Source organism: Archangium gephyra (assembly GCF_049060025.1).
GTDB lineage: Bacteria > Myxococcota > Myxococcia > Myxococcales > Myxococcaceae > Archangium > Archangium gephyra_A.
In genome coordinates, this window is record NZ_JBMEQQ010000002.1 from 1,214,922 (window position 1) to 1,228,798 (window position 13,877).

Annotated in this window: 11 protein-coding genes, 3 tRNA genes and 1 pseudogene; 8 read left to right on the forward strand and 7 right to left on the reverse strand. The window is 69.0% G+C overall.

Annotation, left to right across the window (positions count from 1 at the left end; genetic code table 11):
• The first annotated feature begins 69 nt into the window (after nucleotides 1-69).
• Complete coding sequence (locus ACN28I_RS05490) at nucleotides 70-555, forward strand: hypothetical protein (RefSeq protein ID WP_420941075.1); 486 nt, start codon at nucleotides 70-72, stop codon at nucleotides 553-555.
• Between the two features lie 41 nt (nucleotides 556-596).
• On the opposite strand, the pseudogene ACN28I_RS05495 reads toward ACN28I_RS05490, so the two are convergent.
• The 3 genes and pseudogenes from ACN28I_RS05495 to ACN28I_RS05505 all read right to left on the reverse strand — a co-directional run bounded on the left by ACN28I_RS05495 (nucleotide 597) and on the right by ACN28I_RS05505 (nucleotide 4,214).
• Nucleotides 597-2,334 (reverse strand): annotated as a pseudogene (locus ACN28I_RS05495) (response regulator).
• A 48-nt stretch (nucleotides 2,335-2,382) separates the two neighbouring features.
• A complete protein-coding gene (locus ACN28I_RS05500; RefSeq protein WP_420941076.1) occupies nucleotides 2,383-3,342 on the reverse strand; it encodes a diguanylate cyclase in 960 nt (319 codons plus the stop codon).
• Between the two features lie 365 nt (nucleotides 3,343-3,707).
• Nucleotides 3,708-4,214, reverse strand: a complete 507-nt coding sequence (locus tag ACN28I_RS05505; RefSeq protein WP_420941077.1) for a tetratricopeptide repeat protein — start codon at nucleotides 4,212-4,214, stop codon at nucleotides 3,708-3,710.
• A 340-nt stretch (nucleotides 4,215-4,554) separates the two neighbouring features.
• On the opposite strand from ACN28I_RS05505, the gene ACN28I_RS05510 reads away from it, so the two are divergent.
• From ACN28I_RS05510 to ACN28I_RS05535, 6 genes are all read left to right on the forward strand, one after another.
• Nucleotides 4,555-4,640 (forward strand) — tRNA-Leu (locus tag ACN28I_RS05510).
• A gap of 86 nt (nucleotides 4,641-4,726) precedes the next feature.
• Nucleotides 4,727-5,374: a response regulator gene (locus ACN28I_RS05515; protein ID WP_420941078.1), complete on the forward strand. Its 648-nt coding sequence runs from the start codon at nucleotides 4,727-4,729 to the stop codon at nucleotides 5,372-5,374.
• 24 nt (nucleotides 5,375-5,398) lie between these two features.
• The gene (locus tag ACN28I_RS05520) at nucleotides 5,399-6,763 is read left to right on the forward strand and encodes an RsmB/NOP family class I SAM-dependent RNA methyltransferase (protein ID WP_420941079.1); all 1,365 of its coding nucleotides are present in this window, start codon (nucleotides 5,399-5,401) and stop codon (nucleotides 6,761-6,763) included.
• A 92-nt stretch (nucleotides 6,764-6,855) separates the two neighbouring features.
• Complete coding sequence (locus ACN28I_RS05525; protein WP_420941080.1) at nucleotides 6,856-7,254, forward strand: hypothetical protein; 399 nt, start codon at nucleotides 6,856-6,858, stop codon at nucleotides 7,252-7,254.
• A gap of 52 nt (nucleotides 7,255-7,306) precedes the next feature.
• Nucleotides 7,307-7,379 (forward strand) — tRNA-Ala (locus ACN28I_RS05530).
• Between the two features lie 70 nt (nucleotides 7,380-7,449).
• Nucleotides 7,450-7,522 (forward strand) — tRNA-Ala (locus tag ACN28I_RS05535).
• Between the two features lie 233 nt (nucleotides 7,523-7,755).
• Here the strand turns inward: ACN28I_RS05535 and ACN28I_RS05540 are convergent.
• Both ACN28I_RS05540 and ACN28I_RS05545 read right to left on the reverse strand, forming a co-directional pair.
• The gene (locus tag ACN28I_RS05540) at nucleotides 7,756-8,682 is read right to left on the reverse strand and encodes a polyprenyl synthetase family protein (protein WP_420941081.1); all 927 of its coding nucleotides are present in this window, start codon (nucleotides 8,680-8,682) and stop codon (nucleotides 7,756-7,758) included.
• Between the two features lie 536 nt (nucleotides 8,683-9,218).
• Nucleotides 9,219-10,142 (reverse strand): class I fructose-bisphosphate aldolase, encoded by a 924-nt coding sequence (locus ACN28I_RS05545; RefSeq protein WP_420941082.1) that lies wholly within the window; start codon nucleotides 10,140-10,142, stop codon nucleotides 9,219-9,221.
• Between the two features lie 216 nt (nucleotides 10,143-10,358).
• Here ACN28I_RS05545 and ACN28I_RS05550 point away from each other — a divergent pair, with 216 nt between their 5' ends.
• The gene (locus tag ACN28I_RS05550) at nucleotides 10,359-10,922 is read left to right on the forward strand and encodes an MlaC/ttg2D family ABC transporter substrate-binding protein (RefSeq protein ID WP_420941083.1); all 564 of its coding nucleotides are present in this window, start codon (nucleotides 10,359-10,361) and stop codon (nucleotides 10,920-10,922) included.
• A 28-nt stretch (nucleotides 10,923-10,950) separates the two neighbouring features.
• Here the strand turns inward: ACN28I_RS05550 and ACN28I_RS05555 are convergent, their stop codons facing one another.
• The gene (locus tag ACN28I_RS05555) at nucleotides 10,951-12,132 is read right to left on the reverse strand and encodes an N-acetyltransferase (protein ID WP_420941084.1); all 1,182 of its coding nucleotides are present in this window, start codon (nucleotides 12,130-12,132) and stop codon (nucleotides 10,951-10,953) included.
• Between the two features lie 9 nt (nucleotides 12,133-12,141).
• Complete coding sequence (locus ACN28I_RS05560) at nucleotides 12,142-13,683, reverse strand: aminotransferase class I/II-fold pyridoxal phosphate-dependent enzyme (protein ID WP_420941085.1); 1,542 nt, start codon at nucleotides 13,681-13,683, stop codon at nucleotides 12,142-12,144.
• Nucleotides 13,684-13,877 lie beyond the last annotated feature (194 nt).

Below are 13,877 nucleotides of genomic sequence, written 5' to 3' on the forward strand. Positions count from 1 at the left end.
TCAGAATTCCGAGGTAACCGGAGGCGCTCCACCACCGTACGACAGGGCACCTGACGAAAGGACTGCCCGATGTCCCCGCGCTCCCTGCTCCTGCTGGCCGTGCTCGCCGCCGCCTGTGGACCCTCATCGACGGTGGACGAGGGCACCGGCGTCATCCAGGACCTCGACACCTCCGAGGCCGGCATCACCGCCTTCGTGCGCGAGGGCCGGTACAAGGCCTGGCTCGCCGAGCCGGGCGTCCACGAGACGCGAGCACCTCACGGCAGCAAGGTGCGCGTCTTCTTCAATGACACCGTGGTCCAGTCGCTGCGCGCGGGCAATACCACCCACCCGGTGGGCAGCATCCTCGTGAAGGAGCTGTACGAGAGGGACGGGAAGACGCTCCGAGGCCATGCCCTGGACGTGAAGATCTCCGAGGGCACGGGCAAGGACACGTGGCTCTTCTACGAGGGCTTCGGGCCGGAGTACGCGAGCAACTACTACGGCCGGGGCCACCCGACCTGCCATGGCTGCCATGCGAGTGGCAGCGACTACGTCACCACCGCGCTGCCCTGAGCGGAGCCGGGCTTCCGGCTCCGAAGCGGCTCCGGAGCGCCTCAGGAGGCGTAGCGTCCCGTCTCGTCGGAGACGACATCGTCCTGGGCCGAGCGGCCCGGCTGGCCCGGCGTCGCGCTGGCGGGGACATGGCCCAGGAGCTGGCGCAGCAGCCGCTCGGGGTCCACGGGCTTGGGCAGGAAGGCCTCGGCGCCCGCGTCGAGCGCACGCTGGCGCACGTGAGGCCGGTTCAACCCGCTCATCACCACCACCCGGGTGTCGCGCGTGAGCGGGTGTTGCTTGAGGCCCTCGCACAGGCGCAGGCCGTCCACCCAGTGCAGCACCACGTCCAGGAGGATGGCCGTGGGCGGGCGGCGAGCCACGGCGCAGAAGAGCGCCAGCTCATCGGCGAAGGCCACCACCCGGGCTCCCGTGGACTCCAGGAGCTGCGTCATCGCCTCGCGCTGATCCGGATCGTCATCCACGATGTAGTAGAGGTCCGGCTCGAGCGAGGGAATGGTCGCCGGCAGGGGCTCCACGGCGGTGCGCACCCAGGAGGCCATGGTCTCGCGGATGCCGGCCCAGCGGGCGGCGTTGAGCAGGGACAGGGGAGTCGGGGCGGAGAGCCCCAGCACCCCTCCGCCGCCCATTCCGCCCGAGGTGCCGCGGTTGCGAGCGGACAGGAAGGCCTGGGGCGCGCGGCGGCCGGCGCGGCGCAGCCAGGCGATGGAGCGAGCACCCGCGGCGGAGTCCTCGAGCATCTCGTGGAGGCCCTCGCGCACGTAGCGGCGCTCCAGGGCGGGGCCCTCGAGTCCGGCGTCCAGCAGGGCCACGGCCGCGCGGCTGCAGGAGGCGAGCGTCTCGGAGAGTCCGAGCTGCAGCGGGTGGCCGAACGCGGCCGCGCCCACCGCGAGCTGTCCGGGCGCCACGATCGTGCGTCCCGGCCCGTAGGGCAGGCGCGTCGTCTCCAGCGCGGCGAAGCTCGAAACCTTCCTCCACCAGCCCGTCGCGGGCGGCCATCATCAGCACCTGGCACAGGTCCGCCGGCGTCACCGCGGCGCCGAAGGCGAGCGCGTACACCGAGTGGGCCCCGGGCAGCAGCAGCAGGCCGTCCACCGAGGGCATGGGCGAGAGCCACAGCCGCGCGAGCGGCGCGACGGTCAGCCGGGGCGTGGCGTGCCGCAGCCGCGCCTGCACCGCCGCGATGGTGGGAGCGGGCTGGAAGCCCGGGAAGAAGGCATCGCCCATGGAGGGCCCGGCGCCCGTGGCGAGCGCCACCGCGTGGAAGCGCTCGCCGCTGCCCTGGGCTCTCACCACGAGGGGGCCGCTCTTGCGCACCGCGGCGGGAGCATCCGGCGCCGAGGGCTGGTGCTCCACCCGCTCCACGTGCCGGGCCACGAAGCGCGCGCCCTGCGCGGTCGCCGCGCCCGCGAGCACCTCCCGCACCAGCGCGAGGCCCCCCTGGCCCTGGGGCCACGCGTCCACGACCCACAGGCCGCCGGGCGTCGAGGGCAGCACCTCGCGGTTGCCGTGGGAGAGGATCTCCACCCCGCGCAGCTCATGGGCGCGCCATTCGGGCGGCACGCGGCAGCCGAGCGCGGCCAACCGGGAGCGGCACTCGGGCGTCAGCAGGGCCGGCGGGGCGATGGAGCCCGGCTCGCCACTCTCGTACACCCGGACGTCCAGCGCACAGCCGCGGGCTCGCCCGTTGAAGAGCAGCGAGGCGGCCAGCCCCGCGCCAGCGATCCCACCCCCCACGATGGCCACCCTCGAACCGCTCGCCAGCTTGCTCCCGTTCATCCGCGCCCTCACTCCACCGTCCATCGGTCCTCTGGGGGTTTCTGGTTGTCAGTGACGCTGAACCTTCGGGGGCGGCAGCTCCGACGCCCCGTACACCACCACGCGATCGCGGCCCTCGCGCTTGGCCTCGTAGAGCGCCGCGTCCGCCGCCCTCAGCAGCAACTCGGTGCTCTCCTTCGGTTGGGCGGCGGAGTGATCCGCGATCCCCACGCTCACGCTCAGCCCGAAGGGCGCCGGCCGCCCGTCGCTGCGCGTGACCTTCACGGTGCGCAGTCCGGCGCGGATCCGCTCGGCGAAGACCGCCGCCTCGGCCGCCGTCTGGTGGGGCAGGAGCGCGACGAACTCATCGCCGCCGAAGCGGGCCGCGAAGTCCACCTCGCGCAGGTTGGTGCGCAGGTGGCTGGCCAGCGCCAGGATCGCCCGGTTGCCCACGTCGTGGCCCATGCCGTCGTTGATGGCCTTGAGGTGATCCAGATCGATGACCACCACCGACATCGGGTACTGGTAGCGGTTGGCGCGCTTGAACTCCTCGTCCAGCCGGATGGACAGCGCCCGGAAGTTGGCCAGGCCCGTGAGGGCGTCCGTCTGGGCCAGCACCTGGAGCCGCTGCTGCTGCTCGCTCTGGCGCAGGGCCCGATCGATGCGGGCCATCAGCTCGCGGGCGCTGGCCGGCTTGTGGACGAAGTCCACCGCGCCCATCTCCAGACACTTCTCCAGCGTGGCCTCGTCCGAGTCGCCGGTGAGGAAGATGACGGGCACGGACTCGGTCGCCTTGTCGTGCTGCAGCGACTCGAGTATCGACAGCCCGTCCTCCTGATCGAGGAAGCGATCCAGCAGCACGAGGTCCGGATGCCGCTCGCGGGCGAGCACCAGGCCCGACTGGCCGTCGCTGGCGCCCAGGACGTCGAAGCGGGCGGCGAGCAGCTCCACCAGACTGTCGCGTGTACCCGGGTCGTCCTCCACGACCAGGATCAGGGCCCTTTCACTGGGGCGCTCGTGCCGTTCCATGGTCCGCTCCACTTCCCGCGTCTGCCCCGTAATGGCAGGCCGAAAGTCTCGGGTGCCACGCCCCTCGGAGGGTGAACCCTCCCGCCCATCCTCCTCCGCCGCCCACGGCGAGCACCCCACGTCCTCCTCCGCCTTCACCCGAGACCCCCGGCTGCCAAGTCCGCTGTCTCCGCTACTTGGCCGGGCCGTTCGGGCCCGATCATGCGTCAGTCCAGGAGCAAGGGCCGTGCCCCTCTTCAAGCCAACCGAGGGGGAAGTCATTTCAGGGACTTGCGGCTGCCTGCTCGGGTGAAGGGGGCCCCGACTAGGCAAGAGTTGCAGCGTTCCCGGTTATCCCACCAGTAGGAATTCCCGGTGGGAGGGGATCAGCGCCGCGGGTTGAACTGGACCCGCCGGCCGCCGCCGCCCCCGCCGAGCATCTGGGGCGGAGGCGTCTCCAGACCGAACTGCCACCACATGGGCTCATACGGCTTCATCTTCAGTTTCTTGTCATTCTGGAGGGCCGAGAGGCTGTTCTTGAGCTTCTCATCGGAGGGGTTGGCCTCCACGCCGCGGCCCAGCACCCGGAGGGCCTCGTCCTTCTCCTTGTTCTGCACGAGGCACCAGGCGTACACGGCCCACACGAGCGGCTCCTTCTTGCCGGCCGTGACGGCGGCCTCGAAGGACCGCTTCATCGCCGGGAAGTCCTTGCGCTGGTAGTGCAGGGCGCCCTGCATGGCCTTGGCCATGTAGTTGCGCGCGCTGGCCTTGGCGAAGTGCTTCTGGGCCCCGTCCAGATCCTTGGACATGTACTTGAGCATGCCGATCTGCGAGTGGATCTCCGGCCCCACCATGAACTGCCACTTGTCGTAGGAGAGCCCACCCTCCAGCATCTTGATTGCCCGCTCGACACGCGCCTGGGCCTCCTTCTGGCTGGTCGGCTGGCCCTGGAGGCTCCTTCTGGACGGAGCCCATGAGGACCTGGAGCTGGTTGCCGATCCGCCGGGCGAGCAGCAGGAAGGTCGCGATGAAGGCGATGGAGCCCGGGATGATGCCGGCCCAGATGGAACCGATACCGGAGAGCTTGATACCCAGGGTGATGACGAGACCCACACCCAGGGCGATGAGAAGGTTGTACATGGCGCCCGTTTATCCATCAGGCTATAGGACCGCAATCTTTGGATGCGTCCGAGCGGGCATCGCGGTATACGTCCGCTTGTTCCAGCCCCAAGGGGCCCTCTGTCGAAATTGGTAGACGAGGCGGACTCAAAATCCGCTGCGGCTGACCCCGCGTCCCGGTTCGAGTCCGGGGAGGGCCAATCCGGGGAGTTCTCGCCCGATGGGAAGGGGCACACTCCCCCCAGGCGCGCAGTGAGACTCCGGAAACCCGGGCGGGAGGTCCCCAATGAAAGTTTTGCTGGTGGAGGACGACGCCAGTCTCCGTGAGGGGATGGGCGAGCTCATCGCCGAGCAGTCCGAGGTCCGGGAGACGGGCAGCGTGGCCCAGGCCCTGGGCGCCCTGCGCGAGGAGCTCTTCTCGCTGGTGGTGACGGATCTGCGCATCGGCGACACGGGCGAGGGTGGGCGGATCATCCTGGAGGCGGCGCGCAAGCGGCTGCAGCCGGTGGCGATCGTCAGCGCGGCCACGGCCGAAGAGGTGGGGAAGGTGCTGCGGCCGCACGAGCCGGACGTGGTGCTGGCCAAGCCCTTCCAGATCGACGACATCCTGGGGATGGTGGAGCGCTTCGTCGGGCTGCGGCAGCAGGTGGTGCGGGCGGCGGAGCGCGGGCCACCGCAGGGGGCGTGGGTGGAGGTGGCGGCGGGCGTGCGGACGCTGGAGGAGCCGGACGGGCTTCTGTGGGTGCGGATGGAGCCCGGGGTGAGCCATCCCCGGCCGGTGCACCGCGGGCGCGCGGGCGTGATGGTGGTGGAGGGCTCGCTGGAGGTGGAGGGCGAGCAGCGGATGAAGCACCAGTATTTCTATCTGTCGGCCGGACCGCGTGAGGTGAGAACCCACGAGGGCTGTCTGGCCGTGTCGATGGCGCTGCGCTGACAAGCGAGGCGCTGGCGGTTGAGCGTGAGCACTCTCTGGCCTGACACATTCGTGGACGAGGCGCGCCTGGGGCGTCCCTCGCGGCGCGCGGCGACGGCGGCACTCGAGGCGCACCTGGCGGTGTTGAAGGGGGATCCGCTGAAGGCGGCGCTGGCCAATGCGTTGAAGGACGCGGAGGGCCTGGGCGGCCAGGAGCGGCGCTTCACGGCGCTGGCGGTGCGCGAGATGTCCCGGCACCAGCGGCTGTTGGACCTGGCGGCGCGCACGCTGGGGCACGTCCCCAGCAAGATTGGCCTGCTGGAGGATCAGACGCTGGTGCGCTACGTGCTCTGGCGCCGGCTCTTCTGTGGCGCGAGCTGGGCGCGCATCAGCCCCGAGGTGAAGCTGCCCGGCCCGGTGCGTCCGCGCACCATCAAGGATGATCTGCTGGCCCAGGTGGCGGAGTCGCCGCTGGCGGAGCCGCAGGTGCCCGCGGGCCCGGAGCGGCTGGCCACGCGCTACTCGTTCCCCAACTGGCTGGTGAACCGGCTGGCCGAGCTGCACCCGGAGCCGGTGTTGGAGGCGATCCTGGCGGCGCTGGACGAGGATCCCTCGCTGCACTTCCGGGTGAGGCCCTCGGGGACGCGGGCCGAGGTGGTGGCGCGGCTGGTGGAGGAGGGCGTGGCGGTGGCGCCGGTGGACGTGGCGCTGGACGCGGTGCGCATCACCGAGGCGAGCCACCGCGTCTTCGAGACGCGGGTGATGAAGGAGGGCCGGCTGCAGGTGCAGGACGTGGGCAGCCAGCTCATCGTCGAGGCGTGCCGGCCGCTGGAGGGCTCGCTGTCGGGGCGGCTGGTGGCGGACGTGTGCGCGGGAGCGGGAGGCAAGACGCTCGCGCTGGCGGACGAGGTGGGCAGGGCGGGGCGGGTGGTGGCGGGAGACCGTTCCCGCCGGCGGCTGGCGCAGGCGCGCGAGCGGGCGAAGGAGTTGGCCCTGCGGCATGTGTCCTTCCCGCATCCCCTGCCGCTGGAGCAGGCGGACGTGGTGCTGGTGGACGCGCCGTGCAGTGGGACGGGCTCGCTGGCGCGCGAGCCGGATCAGAAGTGGAAGCTCACCGCGAAGTCGGTGGCGGAGTTCCACGACACCCAGCTGGCCCTGCTGGAGGAGCTGGCGGGGCAGGTGAAGCCGGGAGCGCTGCTGGTGTACGCCACGTGCTCGCTGCTGCCCGAGGAGAACGACGCGGTGGTGCGCGACTTCCTCGCCAAGGTGCCGGGCTTCACGGTGGAGCCCCTGGCGCCCATCTTCGGACCCGAGCGGGCGGCCGTGCTCTGCGATGGCCCCTTCCTCAGGGCGCTGCCCTCCAGGGTGCCCGGCGGAGGCTTCTTCGCGGCCCGGCTGCGCAAGGGTTGAGGGGAGGCAGGGGGCAGGGCAGGCGGGATTGACAGTCCTGGCGGCCGCACGTTACGCAGGAAGGCGATTCCTTTTCCGAGAGGTCGCATCCGGTGGCAGCCGACCCCAAGCAGTCCGAGGCCCTCCGTCAGCTCCAGGAGGCGTTCCAGTCCGCCCAGTCGCAGATGGCCCAGCTGCGTCAGCAGGTGGAGAAGCACGCCGAGCTGGCCCGGGCCAAGACGCAGCACGACTTCATCCAGAAGGAGAAGGAGCGCGCCCTGCGGGAGCTGGGCGAGGCCGTCTTCAAGCAGGTGCAGAAGGGCCGGCTGGAGCTGCCCTCCACGTTCGCCCCGCTGCTCAAGGCGATCGAGCAGGCGCAGCACAAGGCCGAGGCCCAGGCCCGGGAGATCGGCGACCTGCTCCAGGAAGGTGAGGAGACGGCCCAGCGGTTGAAGCAAAAAAACGCGGGGGGCCCGAATTCGGGAGTAGCGTCCCGCACGAGGAAGTTGTAGAAGAGCGCCGCTTTCGACGTTGGCAACCGCTCCCCAGGTGGTTGCGCATTGTGGGGCTATAGCTCAGCTGGGAGAGCGCTTGAATGGCATTCAAGAGGTCATCGGTTCGATCCCGATTAGCTCCACTCCGAGAAGAGGCCCGTCAGGAAAAGCTGGCGGGCCTCGTCTCTCTCCTTCGAAGGCACAAGTGAATACGGGGCTATAGCTCAGCTGGGAGAGCGCTTGAATGGCATTCAAGAGGTCATCGGTTCGATCCCGATTAGCTCCACAATGAAGAAGGCCCGCTCGGTGAAAACCGGGCGGGCTTTTTCATTTCCACCGGGCCGCTCGAGCACGCGCTCGCGGCGGGTGGAAGCCGCCACCTGAAGCAGAGACGAAGGGAAGGGAAGGGAACGCGCCACGGCCCCACGTCCGCGGGACGGTGAGGTGCGTGTCGAAGGGAGTGGTGGCGAGGGGTGCTGCTTCGCGGGCGGCCGGCGCGACGCTCGGGGCGTCGCGGGCTCAGGCCTCGCGGATCATCAGCATCTGGAGCAGATCGCGCAGCATCTGCTTGAGGCCGCCGGCCTCGGGGAGGCTGTGGAGGATGCGGGAGGCGGCGTTGGTGGAGCGCTCGATGAGGCGCTCGGTGGCGGCGCGGCCCCCGTGCTGCTCCACCAGCTCCCGGGCGCGCTGCAGCATCGTGTCGTCCTTGGGGCCGGGGATGCAGAGCGTCTCCAGCTCCTGACGGGCCTCGGGCGAGGCGCGCAGGTAGGCGGCCAGCAGCGGGAAGGTGCGCTTGCCCTGCGCCAGGTCCGAGTCGGTCGGCTTGCCCACCACGGAGGACTGGCCGTACAGGCCGAGCAGATCGTCGCGGAGCTGGTAGGCGGTGCCCACGTAGCGGCCGAAACGCTCCAGCTTGTTGATGAGCTCCGGATCACCGCCGGAGAGCATCGCGCCGCACACCAGCGGCGCGGTGAAGCCGTAGAGGGCCGTCTTCAGGTAGGCCACGCGCAGGGCGTTGTAGATGGACAGCTCGGCCAGCGGCTGGTGCGGCAGCCGGATGTCCATGTACTGCCCGGCGGCCGTGTAGCGGCACACCTTGAGGAAGTAGCGCGTGGCCACGTCCGCGTCCGGCAGGTTGCAGCCCAGCATCACCTCGAGAGAACGGCCGTAGAGGTGATCTCCGATCACGATCGCGAGGTTCTCTCCGAGCCGTCCCTCGCCGAGCATCTTGTGGAGTGCCGCGCCGCCGCGGCGCGTGTCCGCCTGATCCGCGACGTCATCGTGGATCAGCATGAACGTGTGCAGCAGCTCCGTGGCCGCCGCGAACCGCCACAGCCCCGACGGTGCCCGCGTGTCGCCCCGCCCCAGGGCGTAACCCACCAGCACGAGCCCCGGACGGATGCGCTTGGAGGGGCGCAGGCTGTAGCTGCGCACCTGCTCCAGCACCTTGTTCCATGCCGGATCCAGGTGGCGCTCGTCCTCGAGCTTCCAGGATCTGATGCAGCACCACCTGCGTCTGGTACTGCACCGTCTTCGCCCAGGACACGAAGTCCACGGGGGACGGCGACGCGCTCTGCTGCTGCTCTGCCGCCGGGGTCCCGGCCTGTGGAGACTTCCGCTCTTTCATGACGGGGGGGGTGGCACCCGAGGTTCCGCGCGTCGGCATCGTATCCTGCACAGCGGCAACCAACGTCAGCATAGCGAACCTCCGGGGCTGGGCGGCTTGGGGGGGGTCGGGCAAGCCCCATGGATATTCTCAAGGATTTTAATATCAGAAAACTTTTATACAGGCAATCGCGGAATATTGAGGAGAAATATTGCCGTTCAAGCGAAGGCGGAAGCCTCTCAGAGGGAAAAAGAAGTAATGGGTCTTGAATCACCCATCTGTCTTTATTGACCCTCCCTCCGATTTATACACTTTCACGAAAAAAGAGCGGCCGGTCCCGAAGGACAGCGGCCGCTCGAGTCTGCCCGTAGCGGAATTACTTGGCGGACTTGAAGATGTTCATCACGTCCTTGAGCAGCTTCACGGACTCGTCGTGGGGGCGCTGGAAGGCGTTGCGGCCCATGATGGAGCCGAAACCGCCACCGGCGGCGATCTGACGGATCTCCTCCAGGAGGTCCTCGGTGCTCTTGGACTCGCCGCCGGAGAAGATGACGATGCGCTTGCCGTTGAAGGCGGACTTCACCACGTCGCGGATGCGATCGGACATGGTCTTGGTGGGGATGTTGAACTTCTCGTAGACCTTCTTGGCCTCGGCCTGCTCCAGGAAGTCCTTGGGCGGCTTGACCTTGATGACGTGGGCGCCGAGCTGGGCGCTGATCTGCGCCGCGTAGGAGATCACGTCGATGGCCTGCTCACCCTCCTTGGAGATGCCGCCGCGGGGGTAGGCCCACAGCACCGTGGGCAGGCCGTGATCCTTGGCCTCGGCGATCAGCTCGCGCAGGGCCTCGTACTGCTCGTTGCGGTACCCGGAACCCGGGTAGATGGTGTAGCCGATGGCCACGCAGCCCAGGCGCACCGCGTCCCGCACCGAGCCGGTGACGGCGGACATGGGGTGCTCGGGCTTGCCCAGCGAGTCCGAGTTGTTGAGCTTGAGGATCAGCGGGATCTCACCGGCGTACTTGCCGGCGACGGACTCCAGGAAGCCCAGGGGCGCGGCGTAGGCGTTGCAGCCGGACTCGATGGCCAGGTTGATGTGGTAGTCCGGATCGTACCCCGCCGGGTTGGGCGCGAAGGAACGGGCCGGGCCGTGCTCGAAGCCCTGATCCACCGGGAGGATCACCATCTTCCCGGTGCCGGCGAGCATGCCGGTGTTGAGCAGGCGGGCCAGGTTGGTGAGCGTGCCCGGATTGTCGGACGGGTACCACGAGAGGATCTGCTTGACGCGGTCGGTATACGCCATGTGCTCCTCGGGATGGGGGCCTGGGGGCCCCTTGACTTGACGGCGCGGATTCTGCCCACGCGCGCGCCATGTACCAAGCAGATCATTCGTAGCTTCGTCGTAGCGCGAACGCTCGAAGAAGCTCGTCCCGCCCGGCCTGGGGCTTCGTGAATAACTCCGGGTCGCGGAGTGTCATCCCTCCCGTCCTCACCTCCAGCACCCCGGAGTCGCCCAGATATGTTCGCTTCCCTGCTTGCCGCCGTGCTGCTCGCCGCCACCCCGGCGCCCCTCGACGTCGTGAAGTCGGGCAACGCCGAGGTCCAGAAGATCATCACCTCGAAGGGAGCCAGCGCGGAGCAGCTCTCCAAGGCGGTGGATCGCTTCGTGGACTGGGGTGAGCTCTCCAAGCGGGCGCTCGGCGAGACGTGGGACAAGCTGACGCCCGCCCAGCGCAAGGACTTCTCGGAGGCGATGCAGGGCCTGCTGCGCGCCTCCTACGCCCAGAAGGCGCTCAGCCAGGGCAGGGCGCTCATCCAGTACGGCCAGGAGTCCATCCAGGGCAACGAGGCCACCGTGGACACCAAGGTCATCATGAGCCGGGATCGGCTGCCCGTGCGCTACAAGCTCTACCGCGGGGACGCCAAGAGCGAGTGGCGCATCTACGACATCGTCACCGAGGACATCTCGCTCCTGGAGACGTACCGCGGCCAGTTCCGGAAGATCCTGGCCGACAAGGGCTTCGACGGGCTGTTGTCCACCCTGAAGTCCAAGCGGGCGCAGCTCGAGAAGTCGCTGAAGTAGCTCCGGCGCCCGCCCGCCCGGGCCGCGTCTACAGGGGCTTCTCGTAGACGCGGTACCGCTTGGACTGCTTGCCGCCCATGGACTCGATGGCGCGGTTGACGAGGTGGTTGTCCTCGAGCGTCCAGGAGATCTCCCCGCCCTCGTAGCCCAGCTCGCGCGCCTTGTTGAGCGTGTCCAGGTAGAGGATGGCGTCCAGGCCGCGGCGCCGGTAGCCCTCGACGGTGCCCAGGAGGATGAGGCGCAGCCGGCGGATGCGGCGCGAGGCCAGCAGCAGCTTCGCCAGGCCGATGGGCAGGCCGAAGGTGGTGAGCCGGCCGTTGGCGGCCTTGATGGCCTCGTTGGCGTCGGGAATCGTCAGCGCGAAGCCCACGGGCTGGCCCTTCACCTCGGCCACCAGCGCCAGCTCCGGCCGCACCATCTGCTTGAGATCCTTCGCCAGGTGATCGAACTCGTGCTCCGTCATCGGGACGAAGCCCCAGTTCTTCTCCCAGGCCGAGTTGTACATGGCCTTCACCCGGGCCACCTCGGAGTCGAACTGCTTGAGGTTCACCGGGCGCACGGTGACGCCCTCGCGCTGGCGGATCTTCTCCGCGATGCGCGCCACCTTCTCCGGCGGCGGGGTGGAGGAGGACAGCTCCCAGGCGAAGAGGTCCTTGGCCTTGGTGAAGCCGTTGGCCTCGAGGAGCGCGGCGTACCAGGGCGGGTTGTACGTCGTCATGATGGCCGGAGGGGTGGTGAACCCCTCGATGAGCAGACCCACCTCGCCGTTGGTGGAGTAGCTCATCGGGCCGAGCACCGAGGTGAAGCCCTTGGCGCGCAGCCACTCGGCGGCCTTCTCGAAGAGGGCGCGGGCCACGCCGGCGTCATTCACGCACTCGAAGAGGCCGAAGAAGCCGACGTTGGTCTCGTGGAACTCGTTGTAGCGGGGGTTGCTCACCGCCGCGATGCGGCCCACCACCGTCCCGGCCCGGCGGGCGAGGAAGAACTCCACCTCGCCGAACTCGAAGAAGGGGTGCTTCTTCGGGTCCATGAAGTCCCGGCGCTCCATCTCCAGGTGCGGCACGAAGTTCGGGTCGCCCTTGTAGATGGAGTAGGGGAGGCGGATGAAGGCCGTGCGGTCCGCCGGGCTGCGGACGGGAGTCACCTCCACGTCGGCGGGCAGGGGAGGCTGCTTGGATTCGGTGTTCTGCATCTCGGCGGCGGCGGCCATGGGGGGGTCCTAGCTCCTGTCCTCGTGCCCGTTGCGGATGAAGAAGTTGGCGCCCTTCTCCAGCAGCATGCCGGGGATGTTCGCGCGCTTCTCCCAGAGCTTCATCGGCATCTGCCCCAGCTTGCGGAGATCCTCCGGCTGGAGGTTGGCGGCGCGCCAGGTGAGCGTCTCCACCGCGTCGAACAGCTTGCCGGCCACCTCGCGCGAGGACATGCGCGAGAGCTGATCCAGCGTGAGGCCGTGGTAGCCGTTCGTTCCCTCGCTGGCGGCGGCCCACTTGTCGGTGGCCTTGTTGTTGCGCACCATCGTGCCCGGGCGGGCGATCTGCACCGGGGTGTACGTGGAGGGCCGCGTCTGGGGGATGACGTCCAGCTTCTTGCCAATCTGCTCGAAGATGTCGAGCACCCGGTCCAACTGCTCGTCCGTGTGCGTGGCCATGTAGCTGGTGCGGATGAGCGCGTGGCCCGCCTCCACCGCGGGCGGAATCACCGGGTTGGCGAACACGCCCGCCTCGTGCAGGGCCCGCCAGAAGCGGAAGCACTTCACCTGATCGCCAATGTGCACCGGCACCACCGGCGTCACCGACACGCCCGTGTCGAAGCCCATGGCGCGGAAGCCGTTGTGCATCTTCTCGGCGATGTCCAGCAGGCGCGCGCGCCGCTGCGGCTCGGCCTCGATGATCTCCAGCGCCTTGAGCGCCGAGGCCACGGAGGCCGGCGTCATGGACGCGGAGAAGATGACCGAGCGCGACTTGTGGCGGATGTAGTTGATGACGTCCGAGGGGCCGGCCAGCACGCCGCCCAGCGACGCGAAGCTCTTGGAGAACGTCCCCATGACGAGGTCCGTCTCCTTCTCCAGCCCGAAATACTCCGAGGTGCCGCGGCCCTTCTCGCCCAGCACGCCCATGGCGTGGGCATCATCCGTCATCACCCGCGCGCCGTACTTCTGCGCCAGCTCCACGATGCGGGGCAGGTTGCAGATGTCGCCCTCCATCGAGAACACGCCGTCGGTGATGATGATCTTCCCGGCCTTGGGCTCCTTCTCGGCGGCCTGCTGCAGGAGTTGCTCGAGGTGCTCCAGATCGTTGTGGCGGTACTTGCGCTCGGTGGCGAAGGACAGGCGGATGCCATCCACCAGCGAGGCGTGGTTCTGCCGGTCCGCGAAGACGATGTCGTGGCGGCCCAGGATGGAGGAGAGCGCCAGGTTCGTCTGGAAGCCGGTGGAGATGACCACCGCGGCCTCGCGGTTGAGGAACTTCGCCAGCCGCTGCTCCAACTCCTCGTGCAGCGCCAGGGTGCCGTTGAGCAGGCGCGAGCCGGAGCACGTGCTGCCGTAGCGCTCCACCGCCTTGATGGCCGCTTCCTTCACCCGAGGGTCGGCGCTCAGGCCCAGGTAGTTGTTCGAGCCCACCATGATGATACGGCGGCCCTCGATCTGCACCTCGGTGGCACCGTACGACTCCTCGATCGCCCGGTAGTAGGGGTAGAGCCCCGTGGCCTTGGCGATGCGGTAGTCCTTCCAGCTCTGGCACTTCTCGAAAACGTCACTCATGGCGCTCTTCTCTCGTGGGGGAGATCCGTCTCAGCGGATCCCCAGGGCGCGCTTCCTGCGGTGTTCGTTCCGACCCGGGGCACCGCAAGCGCGCGTCCTCCTCCTCGGGGGGCTAGGGTCGCCGTCATTATTGAGTCACCCTTCGAGTGTCAAGACACGGACCGTGCCGCGCGAGGCCCGGGGATGGCCTGGAA